Genomic DNA, 23,037 nt, shown 5'->3' on the forward strand with positions numbered 1-23,037 from the left:
CCCTAACCGAAAGGACCCTCCTATGAGCATGAACACCATCCCCGAAGCGCTCGACGAGCTGCGCGCCGGCCACATCATCATCGTGGTGGACGACCCCGACCGCGAAAACGAGGGCGACATGATCTGCGCCGCCGAGTTCGCCACCCAAGCCAACGTCAACCTGATGGCCAGCGTGGCCAAGGGCCTCATCTGCATGCCGATGAGCCGCGACCTGGCGCGCAAGCTCAACCTTGAGCAGATGGTCTCCGAGAACACCGACAACCACGAGACCGCCTTCACCGTCAGCATCGACCACGTGAGCACCACCACGGGCATCTCGGCGGCGGAGCGCTCCATCACCGCGCTCAAGTGCGTGGACGACGATGCCAAGCCCGGCGACTTCCGCCGCCCCGGCCACATGTTCCCGCTGGTGGCAAAGCCCGGCGGCGTGCTCGAGCGCAACGGCCACACCGAGGCAACCGTCGACCTCATGCGCCATGCCGGCATGAAGCAGTGCGGCCTGTGCTGCGAGATCATGCGCGAGGACGGCACCATGATGCGCACGAGCGAGCTGCTCGAGCTGGCGCGCGAGCACAACCTGGTCATCGTCTCCATCAAACAGCTGCAGGACTGGTGCCGCACGCATGACAACCACATGCACGAGCAGGCTTGCGTGCAGCTGCCCTGCGAGTACGGCACGTTCCAGGCGCACGGCTTCGTGAACGACATCACGGGCGAAGAGCACGTGGCCCTGGTGAAGGGCGACCTGGGCGACGGACGCGACGTGCTGTGCCGCGTGCACTCCGAGTGCCTGACCGGCGACGTGTTCGGCTCGAAGCGCTGCGACTGCGGCGAGCAGCTGCATGCCGCCCTTGCCGCCATCGAGGCCGAGGGCCGCGGCGTGCTGCTGTACATGCGCCAGGAAGGCCGCGGCATCGGGCTGATGAACAAGCTGCGCGCCTATGAGCTCCAGGAGCAGGGTATGGACACCGTGGAGGCCAACGAGGCCTTGGGGTTCGCTCCCGACCTGCGCGAATACTGGAGCGGCGCGCAGATCCTGCGCAACCTGGGCTGCAAGTCGCTGCACCTGCTCACCAACAACCCCGATAAGGTGTACGGCCTTTCCGGCTTCAACCTGGAGATCTCCGAGCGCGTCGCCATCGAGATGGAGCCCCAGGAGCACGACCGCCGCTACCTGCAGACCAAGGCGCACCGCATGGGGCACCTGCTCGAGCACGTGGAAGACTAACCGATTCGTACCGTTCAGCGTTGGACTAAGTTCGTACAACAACAGAGAGGAGCCATCATGGCCGTCAACATCATCGAAGGCAAGGTAATCAACGAGGGCATGAAGGTGGGCATCGTGTGCGCCCGCTTCAACGAGTTCATCACGTCGAAGCTGCTCGGCGGCGCGCTTGACGCGCTGCGCCGCCACGACGTACCGGAAGAGGACGTCACCGTGGCCTGGGTTCCCGGCGCGTTCGAGATCCCCGTGGTGGCCCAGCGCATGGCGCAAAGCGACAAGTTCGACGCCGTCATCTGCCTGGGCGCGGTCATCCGCGGCGCCACCTCGCACTACGACGTGGTGTGCAACGAGGTGTCGAAGGGCATCGCGCAGGTGCAGCTGGCAACGGGCACGCCGGTGATGATGGGCGTGCTGACCGTCGACACCATCGAGCAGGCCATCGAGCGTGCAGGCACCAAAGCCGGCAACAAGGGCTTCGAGTGCGGCGTCGGCGCCATCGAGATGGTCAACGTCCTGCGTCAGCTGTAGTCAGGAGCCAGGGGGCATCGGTGCGCCTGGCGCCAACGCCCCCCTTCCGCTCTTACCAGGGGTGCGCTGCATATCCATTGTCTCTTTTGTATGTGAGCATAGCTTTGATTGCGTTTGAACCGTGCTCACGAAACGGCTGTCTAGCGAAACCTGCGAAAGCGGCGCCTTGGCCCCCGCACCTTTCGTGAACGTCCCCGCACGCCCCCGGCGCGCGGGGACGTTTTTGCTAGACTGAGATGCATTATGACTAACGAAAACGCTTCCCAAATCACGGCAAACAACGCTTCGACTCCTAACAATCCGCAGGTCACTGGCAAAATCCAGCGCAGCACCGCGTGCATTATCTCCTGGATCGCCGTTGTCGCCATGCTAGCGCTCATCTTCTTCATGTCCAGCCGCAGCGGTATCGACATCGATAACAACACCGGTATCTTCTCCGCGATCAAGCAATGGCTGTCCGCGCAAGCCGCCGCCCTGTTCGGGCACGAAGTGGATGTAAGCCCCGTCGGGCACTTCAGCGAATACCTGATGCTCGGCGCAGCGCTGTGCAACGCGCTGCGCTTCCACTTGAAGCCGCAAGGACCCGCCGGCGCGCTACTGGTTGCCAAACCCATCGACGCGCTGTCGAAGTGGGCGCCCATCGTCGCCGCAGCACTGTCAAGCCTGTACGGCGTCACCGATGAGTTCCACCAGATATTCACCCCCGGCCGCAGCTGCGACCCCATGGATTGGCTTGTGGACACCATAGCCGCCGCCCTTGGCGCGCTCATCTGCTACCTGGTGCTCAAGGCGCTGCGGGCAAGAAGGTAATGCGAAACGAAACGACCCGGGATCGAACGATTCCGGGTCGTCGTGCATTCAGGGTTGAAATCAATGCGCAGCTACGATTCACGGGACCTGCGCCGCCCGCTCCAAGACGGAGCGCAACTACCGACCACCGTGCAACCGCAAACCGCATGACCTCGCGACTTCGCATCTGAAGGCGAACGCCGCCATGACGAGAACTAGCGCAGCACCTGCAAAGCCGCGGGTAACGCCTCTGCATCGAACGTTCGAGCTTCGATGCGCTCGCCGTCGACCTGCGCCGCGGGCGGCTCGTCGAACTCCACGTGGACCTTGCGCGCCTGATGCAGCTCCATGCACCCAAGGCGCGTGTGGTTGCCGCCCTTGACCATCAGAAAGATGGCCGCCGCACCTGCAGGCGTGATGGGCGGATGGCTGATGCACACATCGAGCAGCCCATCGTCAAGCCGGGCGCCGGGGCAGATGCGGAACCCGCCGCCGTAATAGGGGCCCATCTGCACCGCGAACGTGATGGACTTGCCCTCCATCACAGGGCCGTCGTCAAGCTGCAGACGGTATTCGCGCTGGTCAAGGTGATGGAACAGCTGATCGAAACCGCTTGCCATGTACAGCGCCGCACCATGCCTGCCCGTGCGCTTGCGGCGCTCCATGGTGTCGAGCGCGATGGCGGCATCCAAGCCGAACGACAGCGTTTCGGCGAAGAAGCTCCCGTTCACGCAGCCGATGTCGGCAGGCTGAGAGCTTGCCGACAGCAGCAGATCGCATGCGCGATCGACCTTCGCCGGCACTCCCAGCGTTCGCGCGTAATCGTTGCCGGAACCCACGGGGATGACGCCGAGCTGCGGGCGATCGCCAGCCGGGCGCGCCATGAGGCCGTTCACCACCTCATGGATAAGGCCGTCGCCGCCGAGGGCCACCACCGTCCGCGCGCCCTGCGCGCCCTCGGCGATGGCGCACGCATGGCGGGGACCCGCCGTGCGCACCACGGTGACCGCATCCTCGCCAAGCGCCGCGCGCAGGTTCGCCGCCGCCTTATCGGCGGCAGCGGCCCCCGCTCCGCTCTGAGCAGCCGGGTTCGCAACCAAAAGAATATGCCCGAGGGAGCTATTCACCCTGCTCCTCGCGGGTCCACAGGCCGGTCTTGCCGCCGTCCTTCAACAGCAGGCGCACGTCCATGATCTCCATGCCGCGATCGACCGCCTTGCACATGTCGTAGATGGTCAGGCACGCCACGCTTGCGGCGGTGAGCGCCTCCATCTCGATGCCGGTCTTGCCCGTGACGCCCGTGGTGGTGGTCACATGGATGCCCACGCGGCCGTCTTCGCGCTCGCCTGCATGCACCGGCTCGCACTCCACCTTCGCCTTCGTGATGTTGAGCGGATGGCACATGGGGATGAGCGTGCTCGTCTGCTTTGCGGCCATGACGCCCGCCACGCGCGCGCATGCCAGCACGTCGCCCTTCGCCGCCTTGCCCTCCACGATAAGCGCCAGCGTGTCGGGGTGCATGCTGATGAAACCCTCCGCCACGGCCACGCGCTTGGTGATGTCCTTCTCGGACACATCGACCATGCGCACATCGCCCTTCTCATCGATATGCGTCAAATGCTGCTGCTCAGTCATATTCGCTCTCCTTAAAAATGAAACCTCTCGAAAGAGATTTTAAAACCTCCGGGACCCCACCAAAGCCAGCCGCAACGTCGAGTAAATTCGTTTGCCGACAGGCAAACGAAACCGATTAGCCGCCTATTTGGGACATGCGGCGTTCGGTGCCGGTGATGTCGTCGTGATCGTCGGGCTTCGCGCCGATGGCGGTGCGGAACACGTCCGCCAAATCCCGGTCGACCTGCTCTTCGGGCTTGCCGCTGCGCAAGATGCCGCGGATGTCGTATTCTCGGTCGCTGAACAGGCACGGGCGCAGCTTTCCGTCGGCCGTAAGGCGCATGCGATTGCATTCGCCGCAGAAATGCCTGCTCATAGGGCTGATGAAGCCGACAGTGCCCTTCGCACCGGGGAACTCGAAGTAGCGCGCGGGCCCCCAGCCGAGCGGCTGGTGCTTGCCTGCGGGCACCAACTCGGGCAGGCCTTCGGCACGGCCCTGGCGGTTGATGTTCTCGAACAGCTCCTCGCAGCTGATCACATCGTCGGGGCCCCAGCCGCAGCCGTTGGACCCCGAGCTTTCGCCCACGGGCATGTACTCGATGAAGCGGACATGCAGCGGGCGGTCGATGGAAAGCTTCGCGAAGGCCAGGTAATCCTGATGCAGCTGGCGCACCGCGACCGCGTTGATCTTCACGGGGTTGAACCCGGCTGCCAGCGCGGCATCGATGCCGTCGAGGGCCTCCTGCAGGTACCCGCGGCGCGTGATGGCATGGAACTGCTCGGCGTCGAGCGTGTCGAGCGAGATGTTCACGCGGGAAAGCCCCGCCTGGCGCAACTGGTCGGCCATGCGCGGCAGCAGCATGCCGTTGGTGGTGAGCGAGATGTTATTGATACCGGGCATGTCGTTGATATCGCGCACCAGGTCGACCACGCCCTTGCGCACCAGCGGCTCGCCGCCGGTCAAGCGCACGCTTTTGATGCCCAGGTTCGAGAACACGCGAACCACGTGCGCGATCTCCTCGATGCGCAGGATGTCGGTATGGCACATGGACTGCACGCCCTCTTCCGGCATGCAGTAGATGCAACGGTAGTTGCAACGGTCCGTCAACGATATACGCAGGTAATCGATGGTGCGGCCGTGTCCGTCCTTCATGAGGTCCCCTCTCGTTTCAGAATCCCCAGTGTACCACGGGCGAGGCGAATGCATCCGGCTCGGTAGCAATTGCCCCACCGAACCAGCAAACCCGTTCGCCGGATACTTCTTGCATCGCGGCGGCGGCTGCCAACGCCGGGCTTGGCGACGTCTTCAAGCCGAAGCGCCCGCGGCGTTGCCCCGAACCGAAACGCGCCCGACCGCAGCCAAGCACGCCGGAATTAGCGTTGCACCAGGTACAGCTTGTCATCAGGGATGCGGATCCACAGCTCCTCGCCCTCATGCGGCAGAAGCGAGGCGTCCGTCTTCAGCTTGTCGACGCGCCAGAACAGGTGCTGATGCAGGTACTTCATCTCGTCCTCGGTGCGCTCCACCGCAGGCGCCGCCTCGGGGCTGCGGTCCAGAAAGCCCAGCAACGCCGTGCGCTCGAATCGCGAGTCGCTCACGCGGTCCACGCGCATACGGAAGCAGTTGCGGCCCGGGCCATCGACGCGTTCCAGGTAAAATGCGCGCACACCCAGGCACTTCACGCCCTCGGGCACCTCGGAGGCCGTCTCCACCTGCACGCCCCACTTCGGCAGCCACACCGTGCGCGGCCCGCGGCGCTGCGCCTGCGTGGCGTTCTTGCAGCCCGACAGCTTGATGCCGGCCTGGCTTTGCGGGCGGTTCACCAAATCATCCCCCGTGCCCATCTCCATGATGTGGCCCGATTCCACCACGGCGATGCGATCGCAGAAGCGCAGCGCCTCGTCGATGTCGTGCGACACGTACAGGATGGTGCCGCGGAACGCATCGAACAGGCTGACCAGGTTCTGCTCGAGCACGCTTTTCAGGTGCGCGTCGAGCGCGGAGAACGGCTCGTCGAGCATGAGGATGCCCGGACGCGCCGCGAGCATGCGCGCGAGCGCCACGCGCTGCTGCTGGCCGCCGGAGAGCTGCACGGGATAGCGCTTCTCGAAGCCCGACAGGCCGAAGCGCTTGAGCTCGGCCTGCACCATGGCGTCGCGATCGGCCGGCGACACGTCCTTGGCGATGCCGGCCGCCACGTTCTGCGCCACGGTCAGGTTGGGGAACAGCATGTAGTTCTGGAACAGCAGGGCGGTTTTGCGCTGCTGCGGCGTAAGGTCCACGCGCGCCTTCTTGCCAGGCGCGCGGTCGAAGAACATCTTGCCGTTGACCACGATCTTGCCCGAATCCGGACGCTCGATGCCGGCGATGGAGCGCATGGTCAGGCTTTTGCCGCACCCCGACGCGCCCAACAGCCCCAGCGTCTCGTCCCCTGCCGAGAACCGTGCCCGCAGCTGGAACCCTTTGAACTTCTTCTCGATGTCTACTTCAAGGCTCATGGTTTACTCCGAACGCTTGCGATACTTGGTGGTGTGCCCGCTCCATAGGTTGATGAACACGATAACCACCAGGGAGAACACGATGATGACGCCCGTCCAGAACCAGGCGACGTCGCTGTTGCCGTTCATCCACTCGAAGTAGATGGCGATGGGGATGGTGCGCGTGATGCCCACGTAGTTGCCCGCCATGAACAGCGTGGCGCCGAACTCGCCCAAGGCGCGCGCGAACGCCAGCACCATGCCGGCCGCGATGCTCGACCACGACAGCGGCAGCATCAGGCGCACGAAGATCTTCGCGTTGCTCCATCCCAGCGTGCGGGCGGCATCGAGCATATTGCGGTCAAGGCTTTCGAACGCGCCGAGCGCGTTGCGGTACATAAGGGGGAACGCAACCACCACCGCAGCGATGACGCACGCCGCGGGGCTGAAGATGAACGGGAAGCCCGTTTCTATCCAGAACCTGCCGAACGCCGTGTTCGAGCCGCACGCGAACAACAGGATGAAGCCGCACACGGTAGGCGGCAGCACCATGGGAATGGTGAAGATGGCGTCGAAGATGCTTTTCGCACGCGAGCTGAGGTTCAGGCAGAAGTACGCCGCCAACAGGCCCAGGATGACGATGAACACGATGGCGATGCCCGTGGTGCGCAGGCTCACCCACAGCGGGCTCCAATCCAGGTTCTGCAAAAACTCGCCCGCCGCGGCCAAGCCCGTGGGCTTGGCGATGATGCTCACCTGGTCGGCGGGCGCGATAACGCCGAAGTCGGCGAACGAGGGCTTGGCGTAGTCCGCGTTCTCGCTGTCGGTGATGTCGCTGCCGTCCACCCCGATGGCCAGCACGTATGCCTTGCCCGAGATCTCCTGGTCGAACATCAAGCGCACGGCACCCAGGTCATAGGTTTGCTGCGAAGTGAAATGCCAGGCCGAGATGCCGCTTAGGGGCACCGAACCCGATGACTGGCCCGCATCGAGCGCGCAAAACAGCTGCTTGAGCTGCGTTTGCGCCTGCGCATCCTCAAGGTCGAGCGAAAGCTGCTGGGCCATGGCAGGCGGGATGTAGGCCACCACCTGGTCGTTCACCGCTATCAACTGCGCCGCCTGCCCGACCCCTTGGCCGATAAGGTACGCATAGCCGCGATACTCGCCGTCGATGCTGCGGTTGGAGCCTTTCTGAGCGCGCGAGAAATCGCTTATCGCAAAACTGCTGCCCTCAAGCGCTGCCGCGTCGCCTTCCTTGGACACCTGCACCGCCGACGTGTCCACATCGCCTGCGGTTTGCGCATCGGCATCCGAAGAGGCGGCGGCCGGCTTCGCGGTTACCGCGGGCGTATCGACATCGCCCAGCGCGTCGTCGGCAAGCGCCGCGGCCGGCACGCACAGCGCCAGCGCCGCCGTAACAGCAAGGCTTGCGATAAGCCTTTTCGCACGTTTTCCCTGTTTCGTCATATATCCCGTCCTTGGACGCGGTAAGGGGATGGGGGTCGAATCGTCCCCATCCCCTTGCTTGGTTCGCTTATCTGCTATGCGGTTCCAAGCGCGGCGCTTACGCCAGCTCGAAGCCCCACTTCTGCCAGATCTCCTGGGCCTTGTCGCTGCTCAGACACCAATCCAGGAACTCCTGGGTAGCGGCAGCGTTCTTGCTCTCGGAGGTGACGGCGCCGGGGTACACGATGTTCTTGTGCGTGTTGGCAGGCACGGTGCCGACGATCTGCACGCCACCGAAGCGGTACACGTCGGAGGTGTACACGAAGGCGACGTCGACATCGCCGGACTGGGCATGCTTGCACACGTTGCCCACGGAGGTGTCGGTGACCACCTTGTGGCCGGCATCGACGAAGGCCTGGTAGCTGCCGCCCTTGCCGGAGATGTCCTTGCCGGTCTTGCCCTCGTCGGCAGCGGCGGGGGCGTACACGCCTACCGTGGACAGGGACTGGGCGGCATAGTTGCCGGCGGGCACGGAGTCGTCGCCCACGCAGATGGAGTACTTGCCGGCAGCGATGTCGTCAAGGGTGACGTCCTTGATGTCGGCACCTTCCTTGGAGACCATGACCAGGTCGTTCTTGAACATGTCGACGCGGGTGGAGGAGTCGACATAGCCCTTCTCAACGGCGGTGTCCATGGAGCCCTTCGAGGCGCTGATCAGCAGGTCGGCGTAGGAGCCGGCGCCCAGCATCTCGTTGAGCTCGCCGGAGGCCTTGTACTGCGTGTCGGCGAAGGAGACGTTGTCATGACCGTCGGCGATATAGGCGGCCTGGACCTCTTCCATGGCCTTGGACAGGGAGTTTGCCGCGAACACCTGCAGCTCGACCTGCTCCTTGTTGTTGTCGGCGGACTGTTCGGCGGCAGAATCGTTCTTCTGCTCGGTGGAGCCGCCGTTGGACGAGCAGCCGGTCAGAGCGAAGGCGCCCACCATCGCGAACGCGCATACGGCCGCGACCACGATGCGAAGTTGCTTCTTCATGTCTTCCCTTTCCTTTGCGATGAGATTACCCCTTTTTGTACGCAACGGCGAACAATTCGTTGCTGATTGGTATATTATTCTCACCCTCGTATGTTAGTCAATCGACAATAATCCATTTTCGTGAATTATTCCGTTTTCGAAACATTCCAAAACGTGATTTGCGAAAAAAATGCCGGCATCCCACGGTAGGACGCCGGCATTGATGGAGCCGCATGTCAGATACGGGGCCTCGCACTCATCGGAAGCGCGCCGCACACGATAAGGCTTGCAAAAGGCCAGGTCACGCTCCCGAAGGCGCCGGCAGCGTCACCACTACGTTGTTGAGCCCCACCGTGTTCTGGTACTCCACCTCTCGCACGCCTTGGCGAAGCATCCGAATGCCCACCGCCGAGCAGGGATCGGCAGCGGAAAGGTCCAGGTCCATCGGATTGAACGCCGCGCCGTTGTCGCGCATGCGCAGCACCAGCGTGCCGTCGCGCTTCAAGATGAGCTTCACGTCGACGACCGGGTGCTTCGTCTTCGCAAACCCGTGCTCAACGGCGTTGGCAGCCATTTCCTCGACCGCAAGCGGCACGAGGTAGCTGCGCCGCCCGTCCATGCCGTGGCTTTCGCACCACGCCGCCACCTGTTGCGAGCACGCCACGACCGCCTCGGACATCGGTGCGCAGGCGAACGAGGCGAACGCCCGCCAGTCTGCCTGGAAGGTTTCGGGCAGGTACATCATCTTGTCGAGCAAGGTCGCCTTGTCGACGACGGCGCCGCCCGCCGCGATGCCGTCGCGATCACCGGCGATCGCGGGCGCAGCCGACTCGTTGGCAGCGACCTCAGCCGCGCCCGCCGCAGCCCCCTTCGCCACCCTGCGCCTCCACAGCACGCTGGCCACGACCAGCTGCAACGCCAGCGTGACGACCTCTCCCACCAGAAACGACGTCCACACCGCCGTCGCACCCCAGAACCATACCGTCCCCAACGCGAACAGCACGGCGAACAGGCCCGACTGCCCCACGGCGATGGCGCTTGCGGCGCGCACGTTGCCCGTGCCCTGGTAGTAGTTCACGAACAGCTGGTTGATCAGGTCGATGGGCACGCACAGGATGAACGCCCGCACGGCGACCACGCCGAACGCCTCGGCGTCGCCCTCTAGGCCGAACAGCCCCACGACCTGGGGCGCGAACGCGAACACCGCCGCGCACAAAGCGCACGACAGCACCAGCCCCATGCGCATACCCGTTCGCAGCGTCCCCTTCAGCGCGCCGCGGTCCTCTTCGCCGAAGAAGATGCCGCACAGAAGGGTGGCCGTCTGCCCCACGCCGATGGTCACCGATGACGCGAACGAGTTCACCGACGACAGCATGGACAAGGCCGCGACCGCGCCGGCGCTCGCCACCGTCAGCAGCAGCCAGTCGAACGTGAACGTGCGCACCATGACGGTGGCGCGGGTAAGCGAATCGGGCAAGCCCGTCTTCAGCACGCCGGCAAGCTGCCCCGCATGCGGCACGGGGTTCACCAGATGCAGCGTGTTGTGCTTGCTGGGAAAATGCGTGCAGCAGATGCCCACGGCCACGCAATACGCCAGCGCCGTGGCCAGGCCCATACCGCGAAGCCCCAGATCAAGCACGCAAACCGCCACCAGATTGAATGCCACGTCGCACGCGCTCATGCCGACGATGGCCACGATGCCCAGCTGAGGCGCGTTGTCCAGGCGCGTGAACCCCATGAGCAGCTGCAGCAGCACGATGGCGAACGCGCCGGAGCAGATGCCGCTCAAATACGCCGCGGTGTCGGCGTGCAGCTCGCCCGATGCGGCGCCGAGCATGGTCGCCAACACGTCGGCGCCGGCCACGCCGCCCGCCGACAGCGCCGCGCCCACCGCAAGCGCCACGGCAAGCGACACGCTGAACAGCACGTTCACCCTATCGGCGTCGCGGTTGCCCAGCGCCCGGGCGCACAGGGCCACCGCGCCCGTTTCAAGGATGCCGGCGCACCCCGAGAACAGCATGAACACGGAAAGCGACATGCCGATGGCCGCCACCGCGCCCGACCCCAGCAAGTTGCCGGCGATCACGTTGTCGATCATCATGCCGAGCGTTGCCGACAGGGTGATGAGGATGGACATGGCCAGATACTTGCCGAACGTCCGCTTGATCAGCTCGCTGTTCTCGGTTTGCGCCCCCATGGCTCCCTACCCTTCGATTTCCCCGTCGATGAGCGCGAAGCAGAAGCGCCGCTTCTGCTCGGTGTCCACGATGTGCACCGGTTTGATCTGGTTCGGGGCCTTGCCGTGCATGACGCGCATATCGCGCCACAGCTGGTTGGTCTCGTCCTGCAGCACGCGCGCGGTGGCCGGGGCGAACGTGCCGTCTCCGTCGAACCAGGTGCCATGCGATGCGCGACAATTCCGCCAGGTCGATGGCCGCATGATCGGCATGGTAAAACTCGAGCAGGTACTCATAACGCGCCGGATGATGGTCGACGTTGGGGTGCACGCTGAAATCCACGAGGTCGAGCCCTGCGCGCGCAGCCACCTTGTCGGCCACCTTGCGCAGCACAAGCTCCGTGGTCTTCTCGCCATGCATGTTCACCGTCTGGTCGAGGCGGAACAGGAACTCCATCGTGGGCATGGTTCCCTTGTGGCCTACGCAGCGGATGGCGTCGCGCATCTTGTAGCGGTAGAAGCCCGAACGGCTCGTGATGATGACCTCGTAGTCGTGGCCCTCTTGCAGATCTTCAACGCCGAGCGTGTGGTCGTAGTCGGGGTCGTCGACGGGCACGAACTCGAAGTACACGCTGCGCGGCAGCAGCACGCTCGAAGGGTCGTCCAGCTCAAACGGCACAGAGAACGCGCCTTCCGAAGCGCTGTAGCCGGTGTAGAGGATGTGCACGTCGTCGCCGATGAAGCGGCGCAGACGCTACGTGTAGGGCGCGAAACCGCCGCCGGCAACGCTGCGGACGACCAGCAGGTTCGGCCACATGGCCGGCGTGATGGGCTCGTCAAAGCCGCGCTCGAAGATGGCGCGCAGCTCGGCAGCGCGCTCGGGGTTGGGCTCGATGCACGCTCCCAAACCGGCACGCACGTCGGCCGGCATCTGGATGGACGCGTCGATAGTTCCCTGCTCGATGTCGCGCACGAGCAGCTCCCAGTTGTCCTCGACGTAGCGCATAAGGTCGAGCACGCCGGTGATGAACACCGATGATATGTCGCGGATGTCGCGCTCTTCGATGGCGAAGCGCGCATGCAGATAGCGCGTGTCGGTGCCGGGTTTAGTGAACACGGCCTCGTCGGGGCTGGTAGTGGTCGCCGCAAGATACGGGCGGGCGTCGGCGATGGCCTTGCACGACAGCGACCCGAATGAAATGCCGCTCTTCAGCGTGTTGTAGTGGCTTTCGATAAGCGTGAGCATACGACCGCCGGCCAGGCCCTCGCCCGCGCCCACGTAGCTGCGGTAATACGTGTACGCGCCCGAATAGCCCATGAGGATCTCCGCCATGCGCTTGGTGTAGGAGATGCCCTTGGGATTGCCCATGGCGCCCGAGGTTTCATTGAAGTGCACGATTTCCTCGGTGGTCACCACACCGCGCGTGCCGCGCTCCATCACCTCGTAGATATAGCCGGCGTAATCGTCGTAGCTGGTGAAGGGAACGGTGCGCTTGAAGTCCTCGACCGTCTTGATGTCGGCAAAGCCGTGATCGCGGCCGAACGGCGTGTCCTTGTTCGCCTCTATCATCTCGAAGAGCAGTTCTTCCTGCACCTCGCGTGCATGCAGCACGTCGGCCTCAAGCTGCTGCTCGAGCGCCTTACCTGCCGCGTATCGGCGTTCGTGCATCATGGCGCGCAGGGTTGCCACATCGGGCATCTGCGCGGGCGCGCTCGCCGATGCGGGCTGCTCGTGATGCGCGTCGTTGCCGGTCAGTTCCGAGATCTTTTCGTCATGCGCCATAGCAGCCCCCTACTGTTCGACGGTCAGAATTTCCGTGAAACCCGTGGCATCGAGCACGTCGGCGATGTACTCGTTGGGATGGCGCAGCGTAAGGCCACTTCCCACCTTCGCCAGCTCCTTGTGCGCGAACAAGAACACGCGCAGACCGGCGCTCGAAACGTACTGGGTGTCGGCCAGGTCGATGGCCAGGCTGGCGACGCCTTCCAGGTTCTCGCGCAGGTAGCCCTCCAGATCCGGGGACGTGTTCGTGTCCAAACGCCCAGACAGGGCCACCTCGAGCGCGTCGCCGTTTTTCGTTGCCTTGATCTCCATATGCGGTTCTTTCTCGAACGCTTCCCGTATTTAAACGAATCGCTTCGTCATACGCAAGATGTTGCGCCCGTCGGCGCGAGTGTAGCGCAAGTCGTCCATGTACTTGCGCATGAGCAGGATGCCCAGCCCGCCTTTGCGCTGCTCATCGGCGGGGTCGACCTTCTTCGCGTTGTGCGAAAGCGGGTCGTAGGCGATCCCCTGGTCGCTGAACACGAGGTGCAAGCAGCCCGCGCGCTCGTCGACGGCGGCCTCGATGTCCACCGGCAGGCGCGGCTGGCCATCGGGGAACCCGTAGTGGCAGATGTTGACGAAGACTTCCTCGCAGACGAGCATCATCTGCGCCATCATCTTCGGCGTGCGGTCCTCGCCCTCGCAGATAGGCTCCAGGAAGGCGAACAGGCTATCAAGCTCGGCATCGTCGGCCGGCAGCGTAAGGCGCTGCACGGGAAGGTTCCAGCGGAAGGCGAGCATGGTGATGTCGTCAGCCTGCGGCGCTGCGCCTGCGAAGGCGTCCACGCTTGCCGCCAGGGAGTTTACAGCGGTTTGGGCCGAAGATGCGGCCGCCGCGCTCGCAGCCGCCGCAACGTCCGGCGCTTGCATGTCCGAGCCCACGGGGACACCTTCCCCACCCGACGCATTGATTCGCGCCAGCGTTTCCAGCAAGCGCTCCTCGCCGTACAGTTCTTCAGCCGCGTTTGCCGCTTCCGACACGCCGTCGGTGTACAAAAGCAGGCCGTCGCCCGGGCTGCACATGAAGCTTCCCTCGCGGTACTTCACCACGTCCATAGCGCCGGGCACCAGCCCCGGGCGACACGCAAGATAGCCGAGCTTGCCGTTTTGCTTGAGCACCGGCGGGTTGTGGCCGGCGTTGGCGAAGCGCACCTCGCCGGTTGCCGTGTCCACCACGCATGCGAACGCGGTAACGAACAGCATGGCGTCGTTGCGCTCACACAGCTGACGGTTGGCCAGGGTGAACGCCGTGCCAAGATCGTCGGTTTCCAACAGGTACTGGCGCAGCAGGCTTTGCGCGCGCATCATGAACAGCGCCGCGGGAACGCCCTTGCCCGACACGTCGCCGATGACGAAGGCCACGCCGCGCTCGCCCACCTCGAACACGTCGTAGAAGTCGCCGCCCACCTCACGTGCCGGGCGCATGAAGCCGGCGATATCGAGCGCGAAGCGTTCCGTGAGCGAATCGAAGTCGTGCGGCACGGCGCTCATCTGGATCTGTCTGGCCACGTCGAGCTCGGTGGCCGTGCGCTGGCGCTCGGCCGTGACGCTGTACAGGCGCTCGATGAAGCCGACCATGTCGCGGCGCATCTTGTTGGTGGACTCGTACAGCTCGGCGATCTCATAGCGAGGCTTCGTGCCGCGCTCATCGACCGCGATGCGCATGTCGCGCCTGCCCTGCTCGACATCGGATTCCATGCGCTCAATGAAGGTCTGCTGGTCGAGGGCGAGCACTTCGATGGGGCGCGTGAAGCGGCGCTCCAAGATGTGCAGGAACGCGAACATGGGCAGGAAGATGGGCACTATGAGGATGGCGGCCTCGTGGAGCATGGTGTGCACAACGGTCTGGAAGCTCTCCTCGTCGCCGGAGGCGAAGGCGATGACCAAGACCGAAACGAGAAGCATCAGCAACGCCGACGCGATAACGAACTAGATGACGAAGCGCTGCGTGAGGTTCGCCTTCTTGATGTTGCGGTACGGGACGTGGATCCAACGCGGCGGGTTGGGCATAAGCGGGCTGCGCTCGAGCGCGTAAAGCAGGGGCAGGCCGATGTAGAGCAGCATCCACACGTTATTCAAGCCGCGCGCGGCGAACGACGGGCCCGACTCGGGCGGCACGCCGACGAACAGATAGACGGCCAGGTTCACGCACGCGCTGTCCACCAGGACAAGCGCCATGTACAGCGCCGTCTTCGACGCCGAATCGAATCGCGGGTACGGGCGCGGGCTCCTCGCGTTCACAAGGTACCACACCCAGCGCGGCAGGCCGTTGTACATGATCTGTATCATGAAGTAGCCCGCCAGCATGGACGGCGTGGCGCCTTCGTGCAGGATATCCGAGACCAGGTTGGCCGTCGCGCAACCGAAAACGCCCGGCAAGCCGAAGAACAGCCCGAGCACCGGCCCCAACGCCGACGCCGGGCGGATTTGCACGATATCGTTGAACTGCGGGACCACCAGAAAGCCTTCAAGGACCGCCAGGTACGCGACGAAGCAGGCGACGAACATGCCCAACGACCGCTTCCAGCCAGGCCGCAATGGCGCCTGCGGGGCTTCTGACGCAACGGAAACTACCGGCGTCTCCCGACATCGCGAACAGCGGTTGCGGGCATTTCATTATGTTCCGGTCGATCCGATTCCATGGTGTCGCACCTCCCGCATCCGTTCGCTAAAACGCCATCCAGATTCGTTCGCCCTTACTATAACGAATGTCACTGGCGCAGAAGAAGACAAACCGAGATGCAGCGTAAAAGGCGGCATCCGCGAAACGAACGTCAAATGCCCGAGAAGCCGCCGCGAGCGAAAAGGCAAGCCGCCTACGCCCGCCGATGCGGTGGACACGAGAGCCGCAGCCCCCGGCAGCTGGCAGGATGTCCAGCCCTTCGCAGGCGCGCTGCAGATACGCGATCACATTCGCCCGATCTTCGCCGGATCGCAATAGCATCCGCAAGCCCGCCCACCTGTCGCAGCAGGGCGCTACGACAACGAGGCGATCGCCTCAGGAATGGCGGCCACCACGTCTTCAGCGGTTACGCAAATGCTGGTCAGGCGCTTTGCCGCCGCCCGCGCCGCCCGCGCGTGCAGCGCCGCGGCAAGCACGCACGCGTCTACCGGGGCCAAGCCCTGCGCAAGCAGCGCCGCGGCCATGCCGGCAAGCACATCGCCCGTTCCCGCCTTTGCCAAGGCAGAGGTTCCATCCGACATGCGCACGATGGTTTCACCGTCAGATATATAGGTAACGGGGCCTTTCACCATGGCGGTCACGCCATAAGCTTGCGAAAGCAGCAACGCCAACTGCGCCGGGTCGTCGGTAGGCAGGGCCAGCGGAGCGGCAAGGCGCGCAGCCTCTCCCGCGTGCGGCGTGATGACCGTGGGCAAGCCGTCGATGAAGCGGCGGCGCAGCAGCAGGCGGCCTTCGGGAGAGGTCAGCGCGTCAAGACCGCCGCCGTCGACAAGCACCGCAGCGGCCGCGCCCTCGAGAACGGTGCAGGTCAGCTGGGCAGAAAGAGGATCTGCGGCATCGAAGCCGCTGCCGACGAGGAACGCCAGCGGATGACGGGGCGCCACGGGACCAAGCGCTTTCGGGCGCGGCGCCGCATGCACCGGACGGCCCGATCGGCATGCGCGATACGCGCCCGCCCGCCCGTCCGAGCTTGCGGGCGCAGCCTGAACCGCGGCAGGGCTGCCAGCGATGCTCCCCCGTTCATCAGGATCAAGCTGCGCGTACGCCGCCAGCTCGTCCCACGCGCGCACCACAAGCGACGGGCTTGCCGCGCGCACCGCCGCAACGGATTCGGGCGAGCAGGCAACTTCGGTATACCCCGCGCCCATGCGCTGCGAGGCAACCGCCGCAAGACATGCGGCGCCTGGATAATCGGCGCAACCGGCGATCAACGTCAACTTGCCGCGCGAATACTTATTCGCCAGGTCGTCAGGCCACGGAAGCAATGCCGCCACCTGCTCCAACGTATACTTCTTCGCTCGCTGCATCCGTCCTCCATTCGCCAAGCGCTACGCACGCATATGTTCGCACCTAGTGTACTCCAACCACGTAAGAGCGAAGTAAAGCATGGCGTTCGCCACCGCGAACAGCCCCGCAAACAGGAAGCCCGGCGACAACGCGCAAACCGCAACACCGCCCCAAGCACAAGCGCGACCGCGTCAATCGCCAGGGAAAGCCAGAGCCCCCAGCGCGCCAGAGCCCGCCAGCGCGCGCCGGGCCCCCAACACACGCCAGGACCTCCGCAGCGCATGCCAGAACCCCCGGCGCGCGCCGGGACCCCCGCGCGCGCCAGGACCGCCAGCGCGCACCGGGACGAAAACCTGGTGGGTTCGCTGCCGACCATGTTCTGGTGAGTCGACCCCCCCTATCGCACGCCAGGCCCCCGCGCGCACCGGGACGAAAACCGGACTCCGGAGCATTAGCCGGGCCAAGCAGCGGACTTCGGGGTGCTAATCGAGTCGAGCAGCGAGTTCCCAGAGCATTAGCCGGGCCAAGCAGCGAGCTCCCGCTGCGAAGAATCGCCAATTTTGTCCAGCCGTGGTCAAAAGAAACGATTCTTCGCAGACTCAGGGCCAAAACACGCGATTATTTGCGCTACCGGAAAGCCCATACGCGAACAACCGGCAAAATCGTCCATTTCTCACTTCCGAGACCGCGAAAAACCGTCTGTTTTGACCGCCAGCGACCAAAACAGACGTTTTTTCGCATCCCGCACCCCACCGACAGCCAACCCCATTCTCAACAAGCAACGCTCCCGTCACCAATCTCGGCGATGGAGGGCTTTTTCGCCAGGCTCAAGAACGCCGATAATGGGAATCGGGTTCTACCACCATCGGACTGGTCCGGCGTGACGATTCCCGAGTACTGCCGCATTCTCAACGCCTACCTCAGGCATTACAATGAGCGGAGGCCGAAGGGGAAGCTGGGCTGACCGAGCCCGATGCCGCACCGCAGGAGCCTGGGGCCGGCCGAGCCCAACGCGACACCGCAGGAGCTTGGGGCTGGCTGCATAACCGGTCCGAAGAAACGTCCGCATACCCATATCACAACTATCTTGCGCAAACCTTGCCGATTCCTTACGCAAGCCTTGCCGATTCCTTCCCTGATCCCTACCAAAACCTTCCCCATTCCTTACACCACAAAATTCTCAATCTACCTGGGGAAATACTCTGATACCTTAGATTGCATGACCATTGTGATCTCACATATTTCAGCAATCGAGTACTGGCTTGCGCACGAATCGCTCAAGCCCAAGGCCACGTCTGCCCATGCAGCAACCGAACTCCCGTCCGCGGGCCCCACCATCGACGACCGCCGCCGCGCTGAGCAGCTTCTAAAACAGTGCGCCAGCATCCCGTTGCATATCGCTGCCACGAAACCGCTCCATAACAGCACGCGCTTCCGCTGCCACGTTTGGTCCCCGCCCGTAGCACGGGCGCTCTATAGAATCGCAGATGACATTTACGTTTGCTCTCCCGAACTCGCCTTCGTCCAATCGGCGGCTGCGCTCGACAAGATCGATACCGTGCGTTTAGGGTGCGAATTGTGCGCAACGTATTCCATCGACCGCCAGGCACGCGGAGGGTTCTTTCAGCGCAATGCCATCACCACGCGCGAAAAGCTCGGCGCGATCGTTTGCGAAAACCAGGGGGCAAACGGAATCAAAACCGCACGATGGGCGCTCGATCACGTGCTCGACCGATCAGCGTCACCTGCCGAGACGAAAGTTGCGCTCGCCCTTACGCTCCCCTGCAAAATCGGCGGAATGGGACTCCCTCAGCCTTCGCTAAACCGCTTCATCCCGCTCAACGCAGCAGAGCAAAAGGCGCTCAATAGAAGCTATTTCCTTTGCGACCTCTATTGGGAGCAAGCAAAGCTCGCCATTGAGTACGACAGCGATGCCGAACACTCCGGATCCGAGCGCATCGCCTCGGATGCCGCACGAAGAAATGCGCTGCTCAGCCTGGGAATCACGGTCATCACCGTGGGAAACCAAACGTTTCGCGACAGGTCGGAATTCAAAAGGGTCGGCGCAACTGTCGCGCGGCTTCTCGGAACGCGCATCAGGCCGAGGAGCGAACACTACGACCGTCGGCAAATCGAGCTTCGCAAGCGTCTGAGCAGCCAACCGATTTGGGAAAGCGCCCGTTATAGCGAGTAGCGCCGCTGCGGGCAAGATCGCCGCGCCAGCGCCATCGCGGGCGAGGACGCCGAGCCAGCGCCGATTTGAAGAACCCACATGAACGAGGTTCCGCGCAAGTCCAGGCAAGCAAACTATAAGAGGTTTTCCGCTTTCCGCCGAAGTGCATACGCCGCTTTCGCATTCGACGCGCGCGGCACAGCGTAGGTCGCCTACAGCGAGCTTTTCGACAAACTAGTTTGTCGATGCAGCGAATCCGACAGGCGAGGGCTCTGCCGCACCCATCAGCCAAGGGCGCCGCCGTACCCAGCGGGCGAGGACACTGCCATAGCCGACAGGCAAGGACGCTGCCGTACCCAACGGGCATCCATGTGCTGCGACCATCAAGCGCACGTACTTTCCCCAGGTAAACGAGCGCCTAGATTGTGCGCCATCTAACCTTGCCAGACAGTAACGTCACAAGCGCGAAAACGAAACTGCCGCAGCAAGCGATCCCTGCTCAACAAGCGAACGAACACGCCGGGGCGACGGATTCGCAGATTCGCCCAGACAAGAACCGTTCATTTTGTCCCTCGGCAGCCAAAATGAACGGTTCTTCGCCATTGAGTAGGCCAAAAGAAACGATTATTCGCGCCGCACCCCCCATTCGCACGAAACACCGTCCAAATTGTCCATCCCGCGCCTCGGAAAACGCGAAGAATCGCTCGTTATGTCCCGCTGGGACCAAAACGAGCGATTCTTCGCAAATCATACCCCGCGACCAGCATACGCCCCGCTTCGCGCCAGCGTTCAACTTGTGCGAAGCGGTCATCGAGCCTGATGCGCCAGCTCCTCCATGGGGTCGAGTGGCCGCTAATCGGCCTCCCCCTGCGCATCGCGCACCATGCCCATGGCCGATTGCGCATCGGGCACCTGGGGCTGCGCGGGCGCGGGCTCTGCCGCATCCAGGTCGTCGAGCATGGTGCGCGCCTCCTTGAACTGGCGCGCCAGCTCCTCCATGGGGTCTCGCCGCTCCTGCTGCGCGCGCACCGACCCCTCGGTGATGGCCATGGCGCACGCCACCGCATCGGTATGCGTGTACGACAGCGAAAGCGGCAGCTCCCGCACGCCGAGCGCCTGCGCCACCTGCTTGGCGCGCCCGGTGAGCACAGCGTACGGTCGGCCCTTCGACGTTCGGCGAACCTCCACATCGCGCACGCCGATGCCCTGGGAGAAGCCCGTGCCCAACGCCTTGAGCACCGCCTCCTTCGCCGCGAAGCGCGTGGCGTAATGGACGGCCGGCTGCGCGGTGGCGTCGCAATAGCGGCACTCCTCGGCGCTGAACACCTTGCGCGCGAACGCGGGGGACCGCTTGAGGATCTTGCGCATACGCTCGATCTCCACGATGTCAACGCCCAGGCCCACGGCCCCCTCGACGGCACCGAACGCAGCTTCCACCTGCGACGATGCGCTGTCCTGCCGGCCCTCGCCCGCTACTTTCGCGTCCTCGACCACAAGCGACCTCCCTGTAAAGCAGGCGGGCGCCCGAACGGCGCCCGCACCAACGTTGCCCTTATTGTACGCGAACCTACTCCACCGTCACGCTTTTCGCCAGATTGCGCGGCTGATCGACATCGCAGCCACGGGCCACGGCGATGGCGCGTGCGAGCAGCTGCAGCGGCACGCTGGCCGTGATGGCCGAGAACGCGTCGCGCACCTTCGGGATGTAGATGACGTGATCGGCATGCTTGCGGATCTCCTCATCGCCCTCGGTGGCGATGGCCACCACCATGGCGCCGCGCGCCTTGCTCTCCTGCAGGTTGGACACCAGCTTGTCGTAGACGGGGCTCTTCGTCGCCACGGCGATGACGGGGAAGCCCTCGTCGATCAGCGCGATGGGGCCGTGCTTCATCTCGCCGGCCGGGTAGGACTCGGCGTGCAGGTAGCTGATCTCCTTGAGCTTGAGGGCGCCTTCGCGGCTGACCGCCGCGCCCATGCCGCGGCCCACGAACAGCGCGCTGCGGGCATCCTTGCACGCCTGCGCCGCCTCCTCGACCGCCGGGCCGCACTCGGCCAGGATGCGCTCGACCTGCTCGGCGGTGTCGGCGAGCTCGCGGAACAGCAGACGGATCTGGTTCATCTTCAACTTGCCCTTGACCTGCGCCAACAGCATGGCAAGCAACGTGAGCGAGACCACTTGGCCCAGGAACGACTTCGTGGAGGCCACGGCGATCTCCTTGTTGGCCTTCGTGTAGATGACGCCGTCGGACTCCCGCGCCACGGGGCTTCCGACCACGTTGGTGATGCCGAACACGCGCGCGCCCTTCACGCGGGCGTCGCGGATGGCCGCCAGCGTGTCGGCCGTTTCGCCGGACTGGGACACCGCCACCACGAGCGTGGTGGGCGTGATGATGGGGTTGCGATAGCGGAACTCGCTTGCGACCTCGCACTCGCAGGGGATGCGCGCCCAGCCCTCGATGAGGTTCTTCGCGATAAGGCCGGCATGGTAGCTGGTGCCGCACGCGATGATGTAAACACGGTCGATGAGGTTGAGCTCTTCAACGGAAAGGTCCAGCTCATCGATGGAAAGAGCACCGCCCACCAGACGGCCCGCCAGCGTGTCGCGGATGACGCGCGGCTGCTCGTGGATCTCCTTGAGCATGAAGTCGGGGTATCCGCCCTTCTCGGCCACGTCGAGGTTCCAGTCAACGTGCGTGACCCGGGGATCTTCGATGACCTGGCCGGCGGCGGTGTAGTACGTCACGCCCTCGGGCGTGAGCTTGGCCAGCTCGCCATCGTTCATGACCACCACGTCGCGCGTGGCGTCGATCATGGCGATGATGTCGCTGGCAACATAGGCGCCTTCCACGCCCTGGCCCACCACCAGCGGGGAGTCCTTGCGCGTGGCCACGATGGTGCCCGGCTCGTCGGCGGACACGACGGCCAGCGCATAGGCGCCCACCAAACGCTCGCATGCGGCACGAACGGCGGACAGCAGGTCGGGCGCGCCGTCGCGCAACGCCTGCTCGATCAGATGCGGCACCACTTCGGTGTCGGTGTCGCTGGTGAAGGAATGCCCCGCGGCTTGCAGCTCCTCGCGCAGGTCGGCGAAGTTCTCGATGATGCCGTTGTGCACCACGGCGACGCGGCCGTCGCAGCTGGTGTGCGGATGGGCGTTGGCCTCGCTCGGGCGGCCGTGCGTGGCCCAACGCGTGTGGCCGATGCCGCACGTGCCCTCGAAGTCGAAGTGCCCCAGCGTATGGGCCAAGCTGGAAACCTTGCCCTTGCGGTGCACCACCTCAAGCTTGCCATCCTGGTAGATGGCCACTCCGGCGCTATCGTAGCCGCGATACTCAAGGCGCGACAGGCCCTCGATTAGGACGCCCTGCGCCGGGCGCGTGCCCGTGAAACCGACGATTCCGCACATGCGATTGCTCCTCACAGGTAGGTTGCGGCCCGAGGACACCGCACGGCGGGCGCGAACGCTCAAAGCCGAGCTGCCTGATCGGGCTTTTCATCGCGTACATGGTAGGGCAGCGTCCGGCGCGCGCGCCAAGGCTGCAGACAATCTCTAGCGCGCACGCCGTTCGCCCCGCGCACGGTGCCGCTCGCAGCAAGCAAGCACATGCACGGCAACGCAGCGTCACCCCTCCCCGAAAGCGCCAGCTTCGCCTCGCTCGCGGGTAGCGGCAAAGTCAACGAGAGCCGCTGCGGCGCCCCGAATCCTCGGGAGCGCAAAGGCGCCGCGTGCCTTGGCACGCAAGCCTTCAGGCTCGTGCGAAAACGGGGTGCCGCAGCGGCCCGCAACGTCGGGGGGGG

At 64.4% G+C, this 23,037-nt stretch carries 21 protein-coding genes; 6 read left to right on the forward strand and 15 right to left on the reverse strand.

Annotated features, from left to right (window positions below):
- Positions 1 to 22 precede the first annotated feature (22 nt).
- The 3 genes from DW178_RS04345 (at position 23) to DW178_RS04355 (ending at position 2,563) form a co-directional block, all read left to right on the forward strand.
- On the forward strand, positions 23 to 1,228 hold the full coding sequence (locus tag DW178_RS04345) for a bifunctional 3,4-dihydroxy-2-butanone-4-phosphate synthase/GTP cyclohydrolase II (RefSeq protein WP_118349857.1): 1,206 nt from the start codon (positions 23 to 25) through the stop codon (positions 1,226 to 1,228).
- Between the two features lie 57 nt (positions 1,229 to 1,285).
- Positions 1,286 to 1,753: a 6,7-dimethyl-8-ribityllumazine synthase gene (gene ribH, locus DW178_RS04350; RefSeq protein ID WP_118349858.1), complete on the forward strand. Its 468-nt coding sequence runs from the start codon at positions 1,286 to 1,288 to the stop codon at positions 1,751 to 1,753.
- 243 nt (positions 1,754 to 1,996) lie between these two features.
- Positions 1,997 to 2,563 (forward strand): VanZ family protein, encoded by a 567-nt coding sequence (locus DW178_RS04355; protein WP_118349859.1) that lies wholly within the window; start codon positions 1,997 to 1,999, stop codon positions 2,561 to 2,563.
- A 194-nt stretch (positions 2,564 to 2,757) separates the two neighbouring features.
- On the opposite strand, the gene DW178_RS04360 is transcribed toward DW178_RS04355, so the two are convergent.
- From DW178_RS04360 to DW178_RS04415, 12 genes are all read right to left on the reverse strand, one after another.
- On the reverse strand, positions 2,758 to 3,669 hold the full coding sequence (locus DW178_RS04360) for a diacylglycerol/lipid kinase family protein (protein ID WP_118349860.1): 912 nt from the start codon (positions 3,667 to 3,669) through the stop codon (positions 2,758 to 2,760).
- Complete coding sequence (moaC, locus tag DW178_RS04365; RefSeq protein ID WP_042432773.1) at positions 3,662 to 4,177, reverse strand: cyclic pyranopterin monophosphate synthase MoaC; 516 nt, start codon at positions 4,175 to 4,177, stop codon at positions 3,662 to 3,664. Before moaC ends, DW178_RS04360 begins: the two co-directional genes overlap by 8 nt.
- Before the next feature lie 115 nt (positions 4,178 to 4,292).
- Entirely contained in the window at positions 4,293 to 5,309 is a 1,017-nt protein-coding gene (moaA, locus tag DW178_RS04370) for a GTP 3',8-cyclase MoaA (RefSeq protein WP_118349861.1), read from the reverse strand.
- Positions 5,310 to 5,530: 221 nt separating this feature from the next.
- Positions 5,531 to 6,655: a sulfate/molybdate ABC transporter ATP-binding protein gene (locus DW178_RS04375; RefSeq protein WP_118349862.1), complete on the reverse strand. Its 1,125-nt coding sequence runs from the start codon at positions 6,653 to 6,655 to the stop codon at positions 5,531 to 5,533.
- Positions 6,656 to 6,658: 3 nt separating this feature from the next.
- Complete coding sequence (gene modB / locus DW178_RS04380; protein ID WP_118349863.1) at positions 6,659 to 8,101, reverse strand: molybdate ABC transporter permease subunit; 1,443 nt, start codon at positions 8,099 to 8,101, stop codon at positions 6,659 to 6,661.
- Between the two features lie 97 nt (positions 8,102 to 8,198).
- Complete coding sequence (locus DW178_RS04385) at positions 8,199 to 9,116, reverse strand: molybdate ABC transporter substrate-binding protein (RefSeq protein WP_118349864.1); 918 nt, start codon at positions 9,114 to 9,116, stop codon at positions 8,199 to 8,201.
- Positions 9,117 to 9,396: 280 nt separating this feature from the next.
- Entirely contained in the window at positions 9,397 to 11,196 is a 1,800-nt protein-coding gene (locus DW178_RS04390) for an MATE family efflux transporter (protein ID WP_502695382.1), read from the reverse strand.
- Complete coding sequence (locus DW178_RS11705) at positions 11,084 to 11,998, reverse strand: GH3 domain-containing protein (protein ID WP_118349866.1); 915 nt, start codon at positions 11,996 to 11,998, stop codon at positions 11,084 to 11,086. Before DW178_RS11705 ends, DW178_RS04390 begins: the two co-directional genes overlap by 113 nt.
- 27 nt (positions 11,999 to 12,025) lie before the next feature.
- Entirely contained in the window at positions 12,026 to 13,054 is a 1,029-nt protein-coding gene (locus DW178_RS04400; protein ID WP_118349867.1) for a GH3 family acyl-acid amido synthetase, read from the reverse strand.
- Positions 13,055 to 13,063: 9 nt separating this feature from the next.
- Entirely contained in the window at positions 13,064 to 13,366 is a 303-nt protein-coding gene (locus tag DW178_RS04405; RefSeq protein ID WP_114620192.1) for an STAS domain-containing protein, read from the reverse strand.
- Positions 13,367 to 13,396: 30 nt separating this feature from the next.
- A complete protein-coding gene (locus tag DW178_RS04410) occupies positions 13,397 to 15,001 on the reverse strand; it encodes an ATP-binding SpoIIE family protein phosphatase (protein ID WP_147363805.1) in 1,605 nt (534 codons plus the stop codon).
- Positions 15,002 to 15,025: 24 nt separating this feature from the next.
- Complete coding sequence (locus DW178_RS04415; RefSeq protein ID WP_147363806.1) at positions 15,026 to 15,610, reverse strand: hypothetical protein; 585 nt, start codon at positions 15,608 to 15,610, stop codon at positions 15,026 to 15,028.
- Between DW178_RS04415 and DW178_RS11140 the strand changes: the two genes are divergently transcribed.
- A complete protein-coding gene (locus tag DW178_RS11140) occupies positions 15,603 to 16,037 on the forward strand; it encodes a hypothetical protein (RefSeq protein ID WP_147363807.1) in 435 nt (144 codons plus the stop codon). The genes DW178_RS04415 and DW178_RS11140 overlap by 8 nt on opposite strands.
- Before the next feature lie 35 nt (positions 16,038 to 16,072).
- Here DW178_RS11140 and DW178_RS04420 read toward each other — a convergent pair whose 3' ends face one another.
- Positions 16,073 to 17,086: an ADP-dependent NAD(P)H-hydrate dehydratase gene (locus DW178_RS04420; protein WP_286168511.1), complete on the reverse strand. Its 1,014-nt coding sequence runs from the start codon at positions 17,084 to 17,086 to the stop codon at positions 16,073 to 16,075.
- 1,199 nt (positions 17,087 to 18,285) lie between these two features.
- On the opposite strand from DW178_RS04420, the gene DW178_RS04425 reads away from it, so the two are divergent.
- Positions 18,286 to 19,260, forward strand: a complete 975-nt coding sequence (locus DW178_RS04425; RefSeq protein ID WP_158574052.1) for a putative endonuclease domain-containing protein — start codon at positions 18,286 to 18,288, stop codon at positions 19,258 to 19,260.
- 831 nt (positions 19,261 to 20,091) lie between these two features.
- Here DW178_RS04425 and acpS read toward each other — a convergent pair.
- Together acpS and glmS are read right to left on the reverse strand one after the other, a co-directional pair.
- Positions 20,092 to 20,733: a holo-ACP synthase gene (gene acpS, locus DW178_RS04430; RefSeq protein ID WP_286168512.1), complete on the reverse strand. Its 642-nt coding sequence runs from the start codon at positions 20,731 to 20,733 to the stop codon at positions 20,092 to 20,094.
- 73 nt (positions 20,734 to 20,806) lie between these two features.
- Positions 20,807 to 22,645, reverse strand: a complete 1,839-nt coding sequence (gene glmS, locus DW178_RS04435) for a glutamine--fructose-6-phosphate transaminase (isomerizing) (protein ID WP_118349871.1) — start codon at positions 22,643 to 22,645, stop codon at positions 20,807 to 20,809.
- Positions 22,646 to 22,843: 198 nt separating this feature from the next.
- Here glmS and DW178_RS11510 point away from each other — a divergent pair.
- On the forward strand, positions 22,844 to 23,037 hold a 194-nt coding region (locus DW178_RS11510), incomplete at its 3' end, for a hypothetical protein (protein WP_286168514.1).

It is taken from the genome of Eggerthella sp. AM16-19 (genome assembly GCF_003474385.1).
In the GTDB taxonomy this organism is placed as follows: Bacteria; Actinomycetota; Coriobacteriia; order Coriobacteriales; family Eggerthellaceae; genus Senegalimassilia.

Excerpts from the sequence above, each read along its gene's own strand:
- DW178_RS04345 (WP_118349857.1), top strand. The coding sequence starts at position 23 with ATGAGCATGAACACCATCCCCGAAGCGCTCGACGAGCTGCGCGCCGGC.
- ribH (WP_118349858.1), top strand. The coding sequence starts at position 1,286 with ATGGCCGTCAACATCATCGAAGGCAAGGTAATCAACGAGGGCATGAAG.
- DW178_RS04355 (WP_118349859.1), top strand. The coding sequence starts at position 1,997 with ATGACTAACGAAAACGCTTCCCAAATCACGGCAAACAACGCTTCGACT.
- moaC (WP_042432773.1), bottom strand. The coding sequence starts at position 4,177 with ATGACTGAGCAGCAGCATTTGACGCATATCGATGAGAAGGGCGATGTG.
- moaA (WP_118349861.1), bottom strand. The coding sequence starts at position 5,309 with ATGAAGGACGGACACGGCCGCACCATCGATTACCTGCGTATATCGTTG.
- DW178_RS04375 (WP_118349862.1), bottom strand. The coding sequence starts at position 6,655 with ATGAGCCTTGAAGTAGACATCGAGAAGAAGTTCAAAGGGTTCCAGCTG.
- modB (WP_118349863.1), bottom strand. The coding sequence starts at position 8,101 with ATGACGAAACAGGGAAAACGTGCGAAAAGGCTTATCGCAAGCCTTGCT.
- DW178_RS04385 (WP_118349864.1), bottom strand. The coding sequence starts at position 9,116 with ATGAAGAAGCAACTTCGCATCGTGGTCGCGGCCGTATGCGCGTTCGCG.
- DW178_RS04390 (WP_502695382.1), bottom strand. The coding sequence starts at position 11,196 with ATGATGATCGACAACGTGATCGCCGGCAACTTGCTGGGGTCGGGCGCG.
- DW178_RS04400 (WP_118349867.1), bottom strand. The coding sequence starts at position 13,054 with ATGGCGCATGACGAAAAGATCTCGGAACTGACCGGCAACGACGCGCAT.
- DW178_RS04405 (WP_114620192.1), bottom strand. The coding sequence starts at position 13,366 with ATGGAGATCAAGGCAACGAAAAACGGCGACGCGCTCGAGGTGGCCCTG.
- DW178_RS04410 (WP_147363805.1), bottom strand. The coding sequence starts at position 15,001 with ATGCTTCTCGTTTCGGTCTTGGTCATCGCCTTCGCCTCCGGCGACGAG.
- DW178_RS11140 (WP_147363807.1), top strand. The coding sequence starts at position 15,603 with ATGCCCAACGACCGCTTCCAGCCAGGCCGCAATGGCGCCTGCGGGGCT.
- DW178_RS04420 (WP_286168511.1), bottom strand. The coding sequence starts at position 17,086 with ATGCAGCGAGCGAAGAAGTATACGTTGGAGCAGGTGGCGGCATTGCTT.
- DW178_RS04425 (WP_158574052.1), top strand. The coding sequence starts at position 18,286 with ATGACCATTGTGATCTCACATATTTCAGCAATCGAGTACTGGCTTGCG.
- glmS (WP_118349871.1), bottom strand. The coding sequence starts at position 22,645 with ATGTGCGGAATCGTCGGTTTCACGGGCACGCGCCCGGCGCAGGGCGTC.